The sequence below is a fragment of the Streptosporangium pseudovulgare genome (genome assembly GCF_014648055.1).
Classification (GTDB): Bacteria; Actinomycetota; Actinomycetes; order Streptosporangiales; family Streptosporangiaceae; genus Streptosporangium; species Streptosporangium pseudovulgare.
Genome location: NZ_BMQJ01000004.1, coordinates 314,725 through 331,891, shown reverse-complemented (window position 1 = coordinate 331,891; position 17,167 = coordinate 314,725). Strand labels below are relative to the sequence as shown.

The 17,167-nt window shown below is 73.4% G+C and carries 13 protein-coding genes; 4 read left to right on the top strand and 9 right to left on the bottom strand.

The window, feature by feature from the left end; translation table 11 throughout:
* Nucleotides 1-31: 31 nt before the first annotated feature.
* Both IEZ10_RS11305 and IEZ10_RS11300 read left to right on the top strand, forming a co-directional pair.
* A complete protein-coding gene (locus IEZ10_RS11305) occupies nt 32-2,095 on the top strand; it encodes an RNA degradosome polyphosphate kinase (RefSeq protein WP_189246433.1) in 2,064 nt (687 codons plus the stop codon).
* Nucleotides 2,088-2,975, top strand: coding sequence for an NUDIX hydrolase (locus IEZ10_RS11300; protein ID WP_189246432.1), 888 nt, complete (start codon nt 2,088-2,090; stop codon nt 2,973-2,975). The genes IEZ10_RS11305 and IEZ10_RS11300 overlap by 8 nt, the downstream gene beginning before the upstream one ends.
* A 103-nt stretch (nt 2,976-3,078) precedes the next feature.
* Here the strand turns inward: IEZ10_RS11300 and IEZ10_RS11295 are convergent, their stop codons facing one another.
* Together IEZ10_RS11295 and IEZ10_RS11290 are read right to left on the bottom strand one after the other, a co-directional pair.
* Nucleotides 3,079-4,575, bottom strand: coding sequence for a CYTH and CHAD domain-containing protein (locus IEZ10_RS11295; RefSeq protein ID WP_229811180.1), 1,497 nt, complete (start codon nt 4,573-4,575; stop codon nt 3,079-3,081).
* A gap of 72 nt (nt 4,576-4,647) precedes the next feature.
* On the bottom strand, nt 4,648-5,415 hold the full coding sequence (locus tag IEZ10_RS11290; RefSeq protein WP_229811155.1) for a trans-aconitate 2-methyltransferase: 768 nt from the start codon (nt 5,413-5,415) through the stop codon (nt 4,648-4,650).
* A gap of 56 nt (nt 5,416-5,471) precedes the next feature.
* Between IEZ10_RS11290 and IEZ10_RS11285 the strand changes: the two genes are divergently transcribed.
* A complete protein-coding gene (locus IEZ10_RS11285; RefSeq protein ID WP_189246430.1) occupies nt 5,472-6,035 on the top strand; it encodes a MarR family winged helix-turn-helix transcriptional regulator in 564 nt (187 codons plus the stop codon).
* 135 nt (nt 6,036-6,170) lie between these two features.
* On the opposite strand, the gene IEZ10_RS11280 is transcribed toward IEZ10_RS11285, so the two are convergent.
* The 6 genes from IEZ10_RS11280 to IEZ10_RS11255 all read right to left on the bottom strand — a co-directional run bounded on the left by IEZ10_RS11280 (nt 6,171) and on the right by IEZ10_RS11255 (nt 14,389).
* Nucleotides 6,171-7,985 carry an ABC-F family ATP-binding cassette domain-containing protein gene (locus tag IEZ10_RS11280; protein WP_189246429.1) on the bottom strand — a complete coding sequence of 605 codons (1,815 nt, stop codon included), beginning with the start codon at nt 7,983-7,985 and terminating at the stop codon, nt 6,171-6,173.
* 159 nt (nt 7,986-8,144) lie between these two features.
* Nucleotides 8,145-9,056 carry a 4-(cytidine 5'-diphospho)-2-C-methyl-D-erythritol kinase gene (locus IEZ10_RS11275; protein WP_189246428.1) on the bottom strand — a complete coding sequence of 304 codons (912 nt, stop codon included), beginning with the start codon at nt 9,054-9,056 and terminating at the stop codon, nt 8,145-8,147.
* A 142-nt stretch (nt 9,057-9,198) separates the two neighbouring features.
* Nucleotides 9,199-10,047 carry a 16S rRNA (adenine(1518)-N(6)/adenine(1519)-N(6))-dimethyltransferase RsmA gene (gene rsmA / locus IEZ10_RS11270; RefSeq protein WP_189246427.1) on the bottom strand — a complete coding sequence of 283 codons (849 nt, stop codon included), beginning with the start codon at nt 10,045-10,047 and terminating at the stop codon, nt 9,199-9,201.
* A gap of 213 nt (nt 10,048-10,260) precedes the next feature.
* On the bottom strand, nt 10,261-11,121 hold the full coding sequence (locus IEZ10_RS11265; RefSeq protein ID WP_189246426.1) for a TatD family hydrolase: 861 nt from the start codon (nt 11,119-11,121) through the stop codon (nt 10,261-10,263).
* Between the two features lie 7 nt (nt 11,122-11,128).
* Complete coding sequence (metG, locus tag IEZ10_RS11260) at nt 11,129-12,916, bottom strand: methionine--tRNA ligase (RefSeq protein WP_189246425.1); 1,788 nt, start codon at nt 12,914-12,916, stop codon at nt 11,129-11,131.
* A gap of 210 nt (nt 12,917-13,126) precedes the next feature.
* On the bottom strand, nt 13,127-14,389 hold the full coding sequence (locus IEZ10_RS11255) for a glycosyltransferase (protein WP_189246424.1): 1,263 nt from the start codon (nt 14,387-14,389) through the stop codon (nt 13,127-13,129).
* A gap of 100 nt (nt 14,390-14,489) precedes the next feature.
* Between IEZ10_RS11255 and IEZ10_RS11250 the strand changes: the two genes are divergently transcribed.
* Nucleotides 14,490-16,070, top strand: coding sequence for a hypothetical protein (locus tag IEZ10_RS11250; RefSeq protein WP_229811154.1), 1,581 nt, complete (start codon nt 14,490-14,492; stop codon nt 16,068-16,070).
* Between the two features lie 66 nt (nt 16,071-16,136).
* On the opposite strand, the gene rsmI is transcribed toward IEZ10_RS11250, so the two are convergent.
* Nucleotides 16,137-16,991 carry a 16S rRNA (cytidine(1402)-2'-O)-methyltransferase gene (gene rsmI / locus IEZ10_RS11245; RefSeq protein WP_189246423.1) on the bottom strand — a complete coding sequence of 285 codons (855 nt, stop codon included), beginning with the start codon at nt 16,989-16,991 and terminating at the stop codon, nt 16,137-16,139.
* Between the last annotated feature and the right edge of the window lie 176 nt (nt 16,992-17,167).

Below are 17,167 nucleotides of genomic sequence, written 5' to 3'. Positions count from 1 at the left end.
TGAGTTTCTAAAAACCGGGCATTGTCGTCATATGTCCGTAGAAGTCGTGCATGCCGACCCTGGAGAGCCACCTCTTCCCCAGGACCGGTTCCTCAACCGCGAGGAGAGCTGGCTCCAGTTCAACCAGCGGGTGCTGGAGCTGGCCGAGGACCCCTCCCTGCCCCTCCTGGAACGGGTCAGGTTCCTCGCGATCTTCGCCGGAAACCTCGACGAGTTCTTCCGGGTACGGGTGGCCGGCCTCAAACGGCGGATGGCCACCGGCCTGCTGCTGCGGACCAAGAGCGGGCTGAAGCCCAGCGAGGAGCTCACCCGGATCTCCTCGATCGCCCACGACCTCGCGCTGCGGCACGCGGCCTGCTTCCACGAGCTGCTGTGCCCGCGGCTCGCCGCCGAGGGCATCGAGATCGTGCGCTGGGACGACCTGGGCCGCGACGAGCGCACCGCGATGCGCAGGCTGTTCCGGGAGCGGATCCGGCCGGTGCTCACCCCGCTGGCCGTCGATCCCGCCCACCCGTTCCCCTACATCTCCGGGCTGTCGCTGAACCTCGCGGTCACCGTACGCAACCCGGCGACCGGCCACACCGTGTTCGCCCGGGTGAAGGTGCCGAGCCGGCTCCCCCGCTTCGTCGCCGCGTCCAGGGACCGGTTCGTGCCGCTGGAGGACGTGATCGCCGCCCACCTCGGCCAGCTCTTCAAGGGCATGGAGATCGTCGAGCACCACGCCTTCCGGGTGACCCGCAACGAGGACCTGGACGTGGACGAGGACGTCACCGAGAACCTCATGCAGGCGCTGGAGCGCGAGCTGCTCAAACGCCGCTTCGGCCCGCCGGTCCGGCTGGAGGTCGAGGAGAGCATCACCCCCGAGGTCCTCGACCTGCTGGTGGACGAGCTGGGCGTGGCCGAGCACGAGATCTACCGGCTGCCCGGCCCGCTGGACCTGACCGGCATGCACGCCATCGCCGACCTGGACCGGGGCGAGCTGGGCTTCCGCCCGTTCGTGCCCGCCGAGGTCGTGCACGTCTCCGACGACATCTTCGCGGTGCTGCGCGAGCGGGACGTGCTGCTGCACCACCCGTACGACTCCTTCGCCACGAGCGTGCAGCGCTTCATCGAGCAGGCGGCGGCGGACCCGGACGTGCTGGCCATCAAGCAGACGCTCTACCGGACCAGCGGCGAGTCGCCGATCGTGGACGCGCTGATCGACGCGGCCGAGGCGGGCAAGCAGGTCGTCGTGGTGGTGGAGATCAAGGCGCGCTTCGACGAGCACGCCAACATCACCTGGGCCCGCAAGCTGGAGCGGGCCGGCTGCCACGTGGTCTACGGCGTGGTCGGCCTGAAGACCCACTGCAAGCTGGCGCTGGTGGTACGGCAGGAGCCCTCGGGGGAGCTGCGCGCCTACTGCCACATCGGCACCGGCAACTACAACCCCAAGACCGCCCGCGTCTACGAGGACCTGGGCCTGCTCACCGCCGACCCGCTGGTCGGCGAGGACGTCACCGACCTGTTCATCCACCTGACCGGCTACTCCGACCACTCGGCCTACCGGCGGCTGCTGGTGGCGCCGCACTCGCTGCGCGGCGGGCTGGTGGCCAGGATCGAGCGGGAGGCCGCCCACCAGGAGGCGGGCCGCCCGGCGGGCATCAGGATCAAGACGAACTCCCTGGTGGACGAGCCGGTCATCGACGCGCTCTACCGCGCCTCGCAAGCCGGCGTCCCGGTGGACCTGTGGGTGCGGGGGGTCTGCACGCTGCGGCCGGGCGTCCCCGGCCTGTCGGAGAACATCCGGGTCAGGAGCGTCCTGGGCCGGTTCCTGGAGCACTCGCGGATCTACGAGTTCGGCCGGGGCCGCCGGCCGGAGATCTGGATCGGCAGCGCCGACCTGATGCGCCGCAACCTGGACCGCCGGGTCGAGGCGCTGGTGAAGGTGACGAGCCAGCGGCAGCGGGCATATCTGTCGGGCCTGCTGGACCTCGCGATGTCGGAGGACACCGCCACCTGGTGGCTCAACGCCGACGGCACGTGGACCCGGCACGGCGGCGAGGACCTGCAGGACCACCTGATCGGCACCCGGCGCTGGAGGACGATAGATGACTGACCCGGACACCCGCCCGCCGGATCCGATCCGCGCGGCCGGAGCGGTGGTGTGGCGGGGGCGGGAGTCCGCGCCGGAGGTCGCGCTCGTGCACCGGCCGAAGCTCCACGACTGGACGTTCCCCAAGGGCAAGCTGCGGCCGGGCGAGCACGTCGTCGCCGGAGCCCTGCGCGAGGTGGCCGAGGAGACGGGCCTGGCGGTGCTGCTCGGCCGGCCGCTGCCGCCGGTCCACTACCTGGTCGGCGGCCGGCCCAAGCGCGTCGACTACTGGACGGCCCGGGTGGCCGAGGACGCCCGCCCCGTCGCCGAACAGGAGGACGACGAGGTGGACGAGGTCGCCTGGGTGCCGGTGGACGAGGCCGCCCGGCTGCTGACCTACGAGTGGGACGCGGGCCTGCTGGACGCGCTCGTCTCCGCGCCGCTGTCCACCACCACGCTCGTCCTCGTACGGCATGCCCTGGCCGGGTCGCGCGGGGAGTGGGAGGGCGACGACGACGAGCGGCCGATCGACCGGGACGGCGCGGCGCAGGCCGCGGCGCTGGCCGGCGTCCTGCCCGGCTACCTGCCCGCCGAGCTGGTCAGCTCCCCCAGCAGGCGGTGCGTGCAGACCCTGGAACCGTACGCCGGGCGGGCCGGTCTCGCGATCCGCCCCGAGCCGGCGCTGTCGGAGAGCCGCCACGACCCCGGTACGGCCCTGCGCCTGGTCACCGGTCTCCTGGCCGCCGGCCGGCCCGCCGCGGTCTGCAGCCACGGCAAGGTCCTGCCCGGCCTGATGACCGGCGTCGGCGTCGGGCGGGAGGAGGCCCGCCTGTCCAAGGGCGGCTTCATGGTGCTCCACCACGTCACGGGCCGCCTCGTCGCCGCCGAGAGCCACGCCGTCTGACCCCGCGCCCCCGGGCGCCGTCCGATCCAGCGGTCCCCGGGCGCCGGCGTCACGGTGCCGGCGCCCGGGAACCGCGGCCCTCCGGGACCGGCGCCGTGGGTCCTCACAGGAGTTTCGCGACCGCCTTCGACGTCTTCTTCCACAGGCGTGGGAACTCCTCGCGGGCCCGTTCGGTGCGGGCCCGCTCCAGGCCGGTCAGCACGCCGTAGGTGAAGGTGTCCTCCCCGTCCCGCCGCGCGGCGTCGGCGACCGCGGCCAGCCGTCCCTGGGCGACGACGCCGTCCAGGCGAGCGCCCAGCGCGTCCTGTACGGCCTCGGCCCGCTCGGCGAGCTCGTCCATGCCGATCGCCTCGGCGGTGTAGCGGGCCCTCTTGGCGGCCTTGCGCACGTCGTGCATGGCGTGCTCGCGCCCGGCGGGGTCGGCGACGGCCAGGGCGGCCCGATGCGCCTTGACCACCCGCCGCCAGCTCCCGGCGGCCAGGGCGCGGAGGGTCCTGGCCGGCCGGTCCGCCGCGCCGGTCAGCGCCGGGGCGCCGGTCAGCGCGTCGAGGGCGTCCAGCAGGGCGAAGTAGCGCTCCCCGCGCAGCGCCTCCCGCACGCGGTCCAAGGCCTCCCGCTCGGCGGCTCCCAGTTCGGCGTCGAGGCGGAGCCGGACCGGGCCCGACACCGCCCCCTCCCCGAGGGCGTCGAACCCGGCGATGAGGCGTTCCCTGACCACCTCGGCGTCCCGCGCCTCGCCGAGCACCCGCCCCAGCCACTTCAGCTCCTTCCGGAGCCCGGCGGTGTCCTCCACGACGGCGTCGAACGATTTCAACGCGCTGCGGAGCCGGCGGGCGGCGACGCGCATCCGGTGCACGGCGTCCTCGTCGGCCCGCCGTACGCGGGGGTCCTGGGCGAGCAGGGCGTCCGCCTGGGCGGTGAGGTAGCCGGCGACGACCTCCCCGGCGGATCCGGGCCGGGTGCGCGGGCGGGGCCGTCCGGGGATGGGGCGGGCGGCGCCGAGCGCGCGGGCGAGCTTGCTCGGCGACGCGGCGGGTACGGCCCCGGCGGCGGCCAGCCGCTTGCCGACCTTGCGGAGCAGCCGCTCGTCGCCCCCGATGAGCTCGGCCTCCACCTCGCGCCACCGTTCCACGTGCGGCCCGGCTCCGGGTTCGCCGTCCGCGGCGGCCTCGGGGACGGTGCCGGTGACCCGGTCGTCGGCGATCTCCACCAGCCGCACGCCCGCGCCGTTGACCAGGGTGGTCACCGTACGGTGCGTCTCCAGCTCGGCGACGGGGGCCAGGGGCGCGCCCCGGGTGAGGGCGAGCACGAGGTCGGCGAGGTCGGCGGGGACGGTCTTCGCGCTCCGGCCGAGCGGACGGGTGATCTCCTGCCGGGCCCCCTCGGACCTGGGCAGCTTCAGGTGCCAGCCCGCGTCGGTCCCGCCCCTGCGCCGCCGCAGCGTGACGCCGCGGGCGGCCAGCCGCAGGTCGGGGGTGTCGAAGTAGACCGCGACGAGCCGGTGGGTCACCGGCCCGGCCGCCTCCGTGACCCCGGGCAGCCCGGTCAGGTCCGGGACCTCGAACCCGGCGGGCACGTCGAACTTGTCCTCGATCTCCATCGCCACAGGCCGCTCCCCGGTCGACTCACACCGCGCAGTGGGTATTGATGCCCCGTTCCGCGCCCGGAAACATCACCTGCGGGCGACCACGAAGATCCTGCGGAACGGGAAGACGGTGCCGTACGGCCTGCGCGGGTACGCCTCGCCCAGCCGCGCGCCGCAGTCGGCGAGGAACTCCTCGGTCTCCCGGGGGTCCAGCCGGTCGAGCGCGGGGCGCAGGGCGGTGCCGCCGACCCAGCGCAGCACGGCGTCCTGCCCCTCCAGGACGTGCAGGTAGGTGGTCTCCCAGGCGTCCACCCGGCAGCCGAGCCCGGACAGCAGCTCCAGGTACTCGGCCGGGTCGCCGACCGGGGACCACCGCGCCAGGTCCCCGAGCCGGTCGCGCCACCTGTCCGTGGCGTACAGCTCGCGCAGGATCGTGTGGCTGGGGAAGTCGAAGTTGCCGGGCACCTGGAAGGCGAGCCAGCCGCCCGGGGCGAGCGCGTCCACCCAGGCGGGCAGCAGTTCGCGGTGACCGGGCACCCACTGCAGGACGGCGTTGGAGATCAGCACGTCCACCGGCCGTTCGGGCCGCCACCGGGTGACGTCCCCGACGGAGAAGGTCAGCCGCTCGCCCGGCACCGCCTCGGCGATCATCGCGGGCGAGGAGTCGAAGCCGTGGACGTCGGCCTCGGGCCACCGCGCGGCGAGCTGCGCGGTGAGCTCGCCGCTGCCGCATCCGGCGTCCACCACGTACGAGGGCCGCTCGGCCGCTACTCTGGCGACGAGCTCGAAGAACGGCCGCGCACGCTCACCGGCGTAGCGGCCGTAGACCACGGGATCCCACACATCTCTTGACATCAAGATAATTGATATCCGCCGAGATATCTCGATGTCAAGAGAGATAGAATCGTGTCATGACCCTGCAGCACGCGGACGACGGCGACAGCCGGGCGGACCGGCACGAGGACGAGGTCGACCGGCTGGTGGCCGCCTGGCGCACGGAGCGCCCGGAGCTCGACGTGGCGCCTCTCCAGGTGCTCAGCCGGGTCTCCCGGCTCGCCCGCCACCTGGACCGCGCCCGCCGGGCCTCCTTCGCCGAGCACGGCCTGGAGATCTGGGAGTTCGACGTGCTGACGGCGCTGCGCCGGGCCGGCGAGCCGTACGAGCTGAGCCCCGGAGCCCTGCTCCGCGCGACCCTGGTGACCTCCGGGACGATGACCAACCGGATCGACCGTCTCGCCGCGGCCGGGCTGGTCCGGCGGCGGCCCGACCCCGAGGACCGGCGGGGCGTGCTGGTGTCGCTGACCGACGCGGGGCGGGAACGGGTGGACGGCGCCTTCGACGACCTGCTCCGGCGCGAGCGCGACCTGCTGGCGGCGCTGGGAGAGCATGAGCAGCAGGCCCTCGCGGACCTGCTGCGCACGCTACTCGTCCCTTTTGACGCCGATGAAACCGGAGCTTCCGGAGCGCACGGATGATCTACTGCCCGCCTGCCGGAGGGTAAACCGGCCGGAGGGGATCATTCGGCCGCGGACGCCCTCCGCGGTGACCGCCCCCGGGAACGGCGGGCGGCCAGCCTCTCGGTCACCCGCCCGGACGCCCGGAAGGCCCGGTCACTCGCCCAGGCGGTCGGCCGTCTCCAGCCACTCGGCCTCGATCCCGTCCTTCTCGGACAGGATCTCCTTGAGCTCGGCGTCCAGCGAGGCCAGCCGGCCGTAGTCGGAGGCGGCCTCGGCCATGGCGGCGTGCAGCTTCTCCTCCCGGCCGCTCAGCTTGTCGAGCTGGCGCTCCAGGCGGGACAGCTCTTTGCGCAGCTCCCGCTCCTCCTTGGCCGACAGGCCCGTCTGAGCCTTCGTCCCGTCCGCCGGCGCGGACGCGGCCGGGGAGGCGGACGCGGACCCGCCGGCGGCGGCGCGGGCCGACAGCGCCGTGCCGGAGGCCCGCCGGGCGAGATACTCGTCCACCCCGCCGGGCAGCATCGACAGCTTCCCGTCACCGAGCAGCGCCACGACCCGGTCGCACACCCGCTCCAGGAAGTAGCGGTCGTGGCTGACCAGGATCAGCGTGCCGGGCCAGCCGTCGAGCAGGTCCTCCAGCTCGTTCAGCGTCTCGATGTCGAGGTCGTTGGTCGGCTCGTCGAGCAGCAGCACGTTGGGGTCGTCCATCAGCAGCCGCAGCATCTGCAGCCGCCGCCGCTCGCCGCCGGACAGGTCGCCGACGACCTTCCACTGCGCCTCGCCCTTGAAGCCGAGCCGCTCCAGCAGCGCCGAGGCCGTCCACTCCTTCTTGCCGACCTGGACGAACTTGCGGACCTCCTCGACGGTCTCCAGCACCCGCCGGGCGGGGTCGAGCTCGGCCAGCTCCTGCGACAGGTGCGCCAGGCGGACCGTACGGCCCCGCACGACCCGTCCCGCGTCGGGCTCGACCGTGCCGGACAGCAGCCGCAGCACCGAGGACTTGCCCGAGCCGTTCACGCCGATCAGGCCGATCCGGTCACCCGGGCCGAACTGCCAGGTCGAGTGGTCGAGCACCAGCGGGCCCCGGCCGGGACCGCCGGCGTGCAGGGTGACGTCCTCCAGGTCGTAGACCGTACGGCCCAGCCGCGCCGCGGCGAACTTGACCAGCTCGACGGTCTCCCGCGCCGGCGGCTCGTCGGCGATCAGCGCCTGGGCGGCGTCGATGCGGAACTTGGGCTTGGAGGTGCGGGCGGGCGGGCCGCGCCGCAGCCAGGCGATCTCCTTGCGCATGAGGTTCTGGCGGCGCGCCTCGGCGGCGGCAGCGATCCGGGCGCGCTCGGCCTTGGCCAGCACGTAGGCGGCGTACCCGCCCTCGTAGCGCTCGACCGCGCCGTCCACGACCTCCCAGGTGCGGGTGGAGACGGCGTCCAGGAACCACCGGTCGTGGGTGACCACCAGCAGCGCCGACCTGCGGCCCGTGAGGTGCCGGGCCAGCCAGTCGATGGCCTCGATGTCGAGGTGGTTGGTGGGCTCGTCCAGGACGATCAGCTCGTGCTCGCCGATCAGCAGCCGGGCCAGCGCCGTACGGCGCCGCTCGCCGCCCGACAGGCTCCCGACCGGGACGGTGAGGTCGATGTCGCCGAGGAGGTTGGCGAGGATCTCGCGGATGCCGGCGTCGCCCGCCCACTCGTGCTCGGCCCGGCCGCCGAGGACGGTCTCGCCCACCGGCCGGTCCGGGTCGAGGTCGTCGCCCTGGGACAGCACGCCGATCTGCAGGCCGCGGTTGTGGGTGACGCGCCCCTCGTTGGGCTTGAGGGCGCCGGCGATCACCGAGATGAGCGTGGTCTTGCCACCGCCGTTGCGGCCGACCACCCCGATGCGGTCACCCGCCTCGATGCCGAGGGAGACGTCGCTGAGAAGGGGCTTGGGGCCGTAGGAGTGGGAGACCGACTCGAGATTGACCAGATTCATCGCCCTACAAGGGTATCCGCTCCCGGACCGCGCGGCCGTCGCCCCGGAGAGGATCGGGGCGGCCGCCCGGTCACCGCGGACACGGACCGCACGGGCGGCACGGACCGCACGGGCGGCACGGGCGGCACGGACGGCACGGACGGCCGTGAGCGGGCCGGTTCAGGGGCGCTGCCCGACCGCCGGGCCGGGGACGGGGCCGTGGGCGGTCACCGCGTCGCGGGCCACGCCCTCGGCCCGCAGGGCGGCGGCCAGCTCGACCGCGTGGGTCTCGGAGTCGGCCAGGAAGGCGCAGGTCGGGCCGGAGCCGGAGACGATCGCGCCCAGCGCGCCGTGCTCGCGCCCGGCGTCCAGCGTCCGGGCCAGGGAACGGCGGAGCATGACGGCGGCGGGCTGCAGGTCGTTGGCCAGCTCCGCGCCCAGCGCCTTGGCGTCCCCCCGGCGCAGCGCGTCCAGCAGCGGCTCCGACGTCTGCGGCCAGGCGGCGTCGGTGCCCGTCGCCTCGCGGATCCGGTCGCACTCGGCGTAGACGGCGGGCGTGGACAGGCCGCCCTCGGCCAGGGCGAACACCCAGTGGAAGGTGCCGCCGACCTCAAGCGGGGTCAGCCGCTCCCCCCGGCCGGTGCCGACGGCCGTGCCGCCGAGCAGGGCGAACGGGACGTCGCTGCCGATGTCCGCGCCGATCTCCAGCAGATCCGCCAGCGGAAGGCCTAGGCCCCACAGCTCGTTGCAGGCGACCAGCGCCGCGGCGGCGTCGGCGCTGCCGCCCGCCATCCCCCCGGCGACCGGGATCGACTTGCGGATCAGCAGGCTCACGCCGTACGACCGGCCGGCGTGGCGGGCCAGCGCGGAGGCCGCGCGGATGGCGAGGTTGTCGTCGTCCTCGGGCACCTGGCCGGCGCTGTCGCCCTCGACGCGGACCCGCATCCCGGTCTCGGCGGTGGCCGTCACCTCGTCGAAGATCGAGACGGCGTGGAAGACGTTCACCAGGTCGTGGTAGCCGTCGTCACGCAGCGGCCCGACCGCCAGTTGCAGGTTCACCTTGGCCGGCACGCGGACGGTCACGGAGTTCATGTTCCTCAAGGCTCTCGCTCAGGGGATGATGAGGTCCGATCGTAACCGGGCGCGTTCCCGCCTCCCCGTCAGCCCCGGCGTTTCGCCACGCTAGGGCCGGTTTTAAGGACCCACGACGCGACAAAGATCCGCGAAACAGAACCTAAGGGCGGTTCTCCGCGATACGCGCGAAGTCCTCGACCGTGAGCTGCTCTCCCCGGCGGGACGGGTCGATCCCCGCCGCCCGCAACGCCCGCTCGGCGGCGGCGGGCGAGCCGGCCCAGGAGGCCAGGGCGGCGCGCAGGGTCTTGCGGCGCTGGGCGAAGGCGGCGTCCACGGCCGCGAAGACGTCCTCGCGGGACACCCCCGTGGTGGGCGGCTCGCGGCGGGTCATCGCGACGAGGCCGGAGTCGACGTTGGGCGCCGGCCAGAAGACCGTGCGGCCGACGGGGCCGGCCCGGCGCACGTCGGCGTACCAGGCGGCCTTGACCGACGGGACACCGTACACGCGGGAGCCGGGCGCCGCGGCCAGCCGGTCGGCCACCTCGGCCTGGACCATGACCAGCACGGTGCGCAGCGACGGCAGGGTCTGCAGCAGGTGCAGCACCACCGGGACCGCGACGTTGTAGGGGAGGTTGGCCACCAGCGCGGTCGGCGGGTCCCCCGGCAGGTCGCCGGGGGCGACCCGGAGGGCGTCGGCGTGCACGACGGCGAGCCGGTCGGCCAGCTCGGGGGCGTGCTCGGCGACGGTCAGCGGAAGCTGCCCGGCCAGCACCGGGTCGATCTCCACCGCCGTCACGCCGCGGGCCTCCGGCAGCAGCGCCAGGGTCAGCGAACCCAGGCCGGGGCCGACCTCGATGACCACGTCGTCGGGGCGCAGCCCGGCGGCACGGACGATCTTTCGGACCGTGCCGCCGTCGATGACGAAGTTCTGGCCGAGCTTCTTGGTGGGGCGGATGCCCAGCCGCGCCGCCAGGTCGCGGATCTCCGCCGGGCCCAGGAGGCCGCTCATGACCGGCCCCCGCACGCCGCCGGCCGTGTCCCGCGTGTCATCGTGCCGCGCACGGCGGGACCGCCGCCGGCCGCGTCGCGCACGCGGCGGATCTCACCGCGCGCACCGCCACGGATCTCACCATGCGCGCCGCCACGGATCTCACCATGCGCGTCGCCGCGGGTCTCACCGTGCGTGTCGCCGCGGGTCTCACCGTGCGTGTCGCCGCGGGTCTCACCACGCACCGAAGACCGCCTCGCCGTTCGCGCTGATCACGCGGGCCAGGGCGTCCGGGTCGGCCCCCCGGACCTCGGCCAGGCAGCGCAGGGTGAGCGGGACCAGGTAGGGGGCGTTGGGCTTGCCCCGATGCGGCGTCGGCGGGAGGTAGGGCGCGTCGGTCTCGACCAGCAGCAGCTCGTCGGGCACGATCGCGGCGGCCTCGCGGAGGCCGGCGGCGTTCTTGTAGGTGACCGGCCCGGAGAAGGACATGAAATATCCCGCCCGGGCGCATCGCTTGGCCAGCTCGGCGTCGCCGGAGAAGCTGTGGAAGACCACCACGTCGGGGGCGCCCTGGTCGGCGAGCACGGCCAGCACGTCGTCGTGGGCGTCGCGGTCGTGGATCACCAGGGCCCGGCCGGTCCGCTTGGCGATCTCGATGTGCGCGCGGAAGCTCGCGTGCTGGTCCTCCTTGGAGGCCCAGTCGCGGTAGTAGTCGAGGCCGGTCTCGCCCACCGCACGGACGTGCGGCAGGCGGGCCAGCTCCTCGATCTCGGCGAGGACCTCCGGGGTCGCGGCGTGCGCCTCGTTGGGGTGGATCGCCACCGCGGCGTACACGTCGGGGTGCGCCGCGGCGGCCTCGGCGTTCCACCGCGAGGACGGCAGGTCGTAGCCGACGGTGACCAGCCGGGTCACGCCCACCTCGCGGGCCTGCCGGACGATCTCCTCGACGCTCGCCCGGGCCGCCTGGGCGGCCAGGGCGACCGGGTCACCCGAGGACGCCTGGCGGTGGCCCACCATGATGTCCAGGTGGCAGTGGCTGTCGAACACCTCCGTGGCGAGGGGCTCGGGGGCTGCGGGAAGCCTGGTGTCGCTCATCGTCGTGTCAGCCGCCCAGCCGGGCGAGCTCCTCGTCCACGATCTTGGGGTCCAGCTTGGAGAACAGCGGGGTCGGCGGCGCCAGCGGGACGCCGGCCCGGATGGGCGTGGACTCCCAGCGCGCGGTGCCGTCGTAGGACCCGGTGATGATCGGGTAGCTCCGGCCGGGCTCGTCGAGGTCCTCGACCTCCTGGATCTCCGGCATGCCGGACCAGGCGCCCTCACCGCCGAGCATGGCGTGGACCTTGTCGGAGGAGGCGGGCAGCACCGGGGTCAGCAGGGTCTTGGCGTCGTCGACGACCTGCAGGGCGACGTGCAGGATCGACTTCACCCGCTCCGGGTCGTCCTTGCGCTTCCACGGCTCCTGCTCGGCGAGATACTTGTTCGCCTCGCGGATGACGTCGAACGCCTCGTTCGTGGCGTTCTTGAACCGGGAGCGCTCGAACCCGGCGGCGACCCGGGGGAAGGCGGCCCGGCTGCGCTCCAGCATGGCGCGGTCGGCGTCGGTGAGGTCGCCCGCCTCGGGGATGGCCCCGAAGTTCTTGGCGGCCATCGAGATCGAGCGGTTGACCAGGTTGCCCCAGGCCGCCACCAGCTCGCCGTTGTTGCGGTTGAGGAACTCCGACCAGGTGAAGTCGGTGTCCTGGGTCTCCGGGCCGGCCACGGCGATGTAGTAGCGCAGCGCGTCGGCGTCGTAGCGCGCCAGGAAGTCGCGCACGTAGATGACGACCTGGCGGGAGGAGGAGAACTTGCGGCCCTCCATGGTCAGGAACTCGCTGGAGACGACCTCCGACGGCAGGCTCAGCTCGCCGAGGGAGCCGGGCCGGCCGTCGCGGGCGCCCTGGCCGTTGTAGCCGAACAGCAGCGCCGGCCAGATCTCCGCGTGGAAGACGATGTTGTCCTTGCCCATGAAGTAGTAACCCCGGGCGTCGGGGTTCTGCCACCACTGCCGCCAGGCGTCGGGGTCGCCGGAGCGGCGGGCCCACTCGATGGTGGCGCTGAGGTAGCCCACGACGGCGTCGAACCACACGTACAGCCGCTTGTTGGGCTGGTCGCGCCAGCCGTCCAGCGGGATCGGCACGCCCCAGTCGAGGTCGCGGCTCATCGCTCGGGGCTGCAGGTCGCCCAGGAGGTTCAGGGCGAACTTCAGCACGTTGGGCCGCCACTCGCCCTGCTTGGACTGCAGCCAGGACCCGAGGACCTCGGCGAACGCCGGCAGGTCGAGCATGAAGTGCTCGGTCTCGACGAAGATCGGGGTCTCGCCGTTGATCCGGCTGACCGGATTGATCAGCTGGATCGGGTCGAGCTGGTTGCCGCAGTTGTCGCACTGGTCGCCGCGGGCGCCGTCGAAGTGGCAGATCGGACAGGTGCCCTCGATGTAACGGTCGGGCAGGGTGCGGCCGGTGGACGGCGAGATCGCCCCCATGGTGGTCCGGGGGAAGATGTAGCCGTTGTCGTACAGGCCCTTGAAGATCTCCTGCACCACCGCGTAGTGGTTGGCGGTGGTGGTGCGGGTGAACAGGTCGTAGGACAGCCCCAGGCCCCGGAGGTCCTCGGCGATCACCCGGTTGTAGCGGTCGGCGAGCTCGCGGGCGGTCACGCCCTCCTTGTCGGCCTGGACCTGGATCGGGGTGCCGTGCTCGTCGGTCCCGCTCACCATCAGGACCTTGTTGCCCGCCATCCGCTGGTAGCGGCTGAAGATGTCGGACGGCACGCCGAAGCCGGACACGTGCCCGATGTGGCGGGGGCCGTTGGCATAGGGCCAGGCGACCGCGGTCAGGATGTGGTGGGACATGTGCCCAAGCCTAAGGGACGCCACCCGGGCTTCGCCGCCCGGAATCGGGAGGCGCCGCCCCGCGGGCCGCACCGCCGTACCGGAGTCCGCCCGTACCGGAACCCGGCGCGGCCCGGTGCGGTCCGGACGCGCCGCACGGGGATCAGCACTACGCGGGGATCAGCGCCGCGCGGGGATCAGCGCTGCACGGGGATCAGGGCTACGCGGGGATCAGGCGGCGCCGCCCCGGCTGCCGGCCGGTTCGTCCCGGTTCGCGGCTCGGCCATCCTCCCGGCTGACGGCCTCGGCCGCCTCCTCCGCGGCGGAGGCCGCCACGTCGATGGGCGTCTCCTTGGTACGGCGGATGCCCAGGATGCTGACGAACAGGGCCGCGAAGATGGTCTGGAAGCTCATGATCAGCGCGGTGGCCGAGGGCACGACCAGGCGCAGCGACTCCGACGGGATCAGCGTGCCGAAGCTGCGGGTCTGCCAGTGGACCAGCGAGGCGGCCAGGCCGCCGAGGCCGGCCAGGGCCAGCAGGCCGCCCACGACCAGGCCCTTCTCCAGGGTGACCACGTCGACGAGCTTGCGCACCCGCCGGTCCTCCGGCAGGAAGCCCTCCTCGGCCGCGTACACCTTGGTGAACACCGCGAACAGCGTGGCCTGGAAGCCGATCACCATCGCGGCCGACGCCCCGACCAGGGTGTCGACGTCGAAGGCGAGCTTGCCGATGTAGACCGGGCCGAAGGTCAGCGCGGTGCCCGCCACCAGGCCCAGGGTCATCAGGATCATGCCCGGGATCAGGAACAGCCAGCGGGGGCTGTACAGCAGCAGGAAGCGCAGGTGGCGCCAGCCGTCACGCCAGGAGCGCAGGTGCGGCGGGCGGGAGCGGCCGTCCGGCGAGAGCGTGGTGGGCACCTCGCGCACGTCGAGGCCGGAGAGGGTCGAGCGCACCACCATCTCGCTGGCGAACTCCATGCCTCCGGTCTGCAGGCCGAGCCGCAGGATGGAGTCGCGGCGGAAGCCCCGCAGGCCGCAGTGGAAGTCGCCGATGGCGCTGGGGAAGAACAGGCGGCCGATGAAGGACAGCACCGGGTTGCCGAGGTAGCGGTGCAGCGGGGGCATGGCCCCCGGCGCGATGCCTCCCTTGAACCGGTTGCCCATCACCAGGTCGGCGCCGTCGCGCAGCTGCTCGACGAACGGCAGCAGCGAGGTGAAGTCGTAGGAGTCGTCGGCGTCGCCCATGATGACGTACTTGCCGCGCGCCGCGCGGATGCCGCCCATGAGCGCGTTGCCGTACCCCTTGGCGTCCACGTGCACGACCCGGGCGCCGGCGTCGCGCGCCAGCTGCTGCGAGCCGTCGGTGCTGCCGTTGTCGGCGATCAGCACCTCACCGTCGATCCCGTGGTCCCGCATGCAGGCCAGCGCCTTGCGTACGCAGGTCTCCACGGTCTCCGCCTCGTTCAGGCATGGCATGACCACGGTCAGTTCCACGTCTCAACCCTTCGATCCGGCACAAGCCAATCTCATCATGATGCCCTGTGCCGCCTCGTGCGCGGGGCAACTCCGTGAAAGGACTGGCATCCTGTAAGGCATGGTTACCGTGGCCGAACGACCATGCCTGGACGAGCCTCCAGCGGGCTGGAGAGCGCGTCTCCTGGCGTTCGTCCGCCGTCACCGTGTCTTCCTCGCCGCCCTGGCGGCGGCGTTCGCGCTGCGGCTGGTCACCATGATCGGCTACGGCCCGGCGCTGTGGTTCAACGACTCCTACGACTACGTCTCCGGGGCGGTGAACCCCGAACGGCCCAGTGCCCTGCGGCCGAACGGTTACTCCTTCTGGCTGCTTCTGCTCAGACCATTTCACAGTTTCGGACTGGTCGTCTTCACCCAGCACCTCATGGGCCTGGCCGTCGCCGTCCTGATGTACGCGCTGCTGCGCCGGAAGTTCGGGCTGCCCGCCTGGGGGGCGACGCTGGCGACGGCGCCGGTGCTGTTCGACGCCTACCAGATCCAGCTCGAACACCTGGTCATGTCCGACACCATGTTCATGCTGCTGGTCGTCGGCGTCGTGACGCTGGTGCTGTGGCACCGGAAGATGTCGTGGCGGCTGGGCGCCGTCGTCGGCCTGCTGCTCGCCCTGACCGCGCTCACCCGGTCGATCGGCCTGCCGATCCTCGCGCTGGTGGTGGTCTACCTCCTGGTCAAGCGGACCGGCTGGCGGCCGGTCGCCGCCATGGTGACGGCCTGCGCGATCCCGGTGACGGCGTACATGGCGTGGTTCGCCTCCGCGCACGGCAACTTCGCGATGACCAACAGCGACGGCGCGATCCTCTACATGCGCACGGCCCTGTTCTCCGACTGCAAGAAGATGGGCGTCGACCCGCGTGAGGAGCTGGAGCTGGCGCTGCTGTGCATCACCGCGCCGCCGAGCCAGCGCCACTTCTCCGGCCAGAACTACCTGTGGTGGGCCAACGGCGACGGCCAGCGCTTCCACGCCTTCGGCTCCGGCACCACCTTCACCCCCGAGATGAACCGGGTCGCCGGGGACTTCGCCAAGCGGGCCATCCTGTCCCAGCCGGGCGACTACCTCGCCCGGGTCGGCCTCGACTTCGTCCGGGCCTTCCACTGGGGCCGGCCGCGCTTCCCCGACTACAAGACCTACCTGCAGTACGAGTTCCCCTTCGAGGACAAGGTCCTGCCCTCCTGGTCCTCGTACAAGGGCACCACCGACGGCGACGCCCAGCTCTACGACCCGGGCCTGCGGACCGCGCCGATCGACGGCCGGGCGAAGGTGGTCGGCACCCGGGTGAACGACCCGTGGGCCGCGTTCATGCAGGGCTACCAGCGAATCGTGCGGCTGCCCGGCCTGGTGCTCGGCGTGCTGCTGCTGATCGGCCTGGCCGGGGTGGCGGTGCGCTGGCGCAGGCTGGGCGGCCCGGTGCTGCTGCCGTGGCTGGCCTCCTTCGGCCTCCTCCTGGCCCCGGCGGCCACCGCGGAGTTCGACTACCGCTACGTGCTGCCCGCGGTGCCGCTGGCCTGCCTGGCCGCCGCGATCTCGCTGCGGCACGGGGTGCCGTGGCTCCGGGGGGTCGCGCCGCGGCTCGCGGGCGCCCGGCCCGGCGCGCGTCCGGCGTCCGCGACGGCCGCGCGGCGCCCGGGACGCACCCGGCGCTGAGGCCCCCGGGGGCCGTTCACCGGGACCCGCGCGCCGGGTCCCGCGGCGGCCTCCGGATCGAACGGGTCACACCTGGTGGACGGCGTCGTACAGGACCCGCTTGGGCACGCCCGCGCCCTTGGCGACGTCGACGATCGCCTGCTTCCTCGACGTGCCCGCCTCCTCCCGGCGGGCCACCTCCTCGACCAGTTCCTCGATCGACGGGGGCGCGGCGTCGTGGACGCGTCCGGCGACGACCACGGTGATCTCGCCCCTGACCCCGCCGGCCGCCCATTCGGCCAGCTCGCCGAGGCCGCCCCGCCGTACCTCCTCGTAGGTCTTGGTGAGCTCGCGGCAGACGGCGGCGGGCCGGTCCGGCCCGAACGCCCCGGCCATCGCCTCCAGCGCGGCGGCCAGCCGGTGCGGCGCCTCGAAGAACACCATCGTGCGCTCCTCGGCGGCCAGGGCGGCGAGCCTGCGGGCGCGTTCGCCGGGCTTGCGCGGCGGGAAGCCCTCGAAGCAGAAGCGGTCGCTGGGCAGGCCGGACACGGCCAGGGCGGTGGTGACCGCCGAGGGGCCGGGCAGCGAGGTGACCGTGATCCCGGCCTCCACGGCCAGGCTGGTCAGGCGGTAGCCGGGGTCGGAGACGCCGGGCATGCCGGCGTCGGTGATCACCAGGACGGTCCGGCCCTCCTGGAGCGCGGCGAGGAGCTCGGCGGCCCGGCCGGACTCGTTGGCGTCGTAGTAGGAGACGACGCGCCCGCCGATCTCGGCGCCCAGCTCGGCGGCCAGCCGGCGCAGGCGCCGGGTGTCCTCGGCCGCGACCACGTCGGCGCTCTCCAGGGCGTCGCGCAACCTCGGGGAGGCGTCGCCCGCCTGCCCGATCGGGGCTCCCGCCAGCACCAGCCTGCCGTTGTCCGTCACGCTCCCATCCTCGCGCATCCTGGGGCGGGCCCCCGCCCGGGGATCGGCCCCCGTTCACCGGCGCGCGGGGGCGGCCCGCCCGGGGACCGGCCGGAGCCTCGAGGTCGTTCGGGTTCACCCCCATGGAAACGGTCTCCTCCCGGGGACCGGCCGGGAGACCGTACCCGTTCACCGGCGCCGCCACGGGGCGGGTC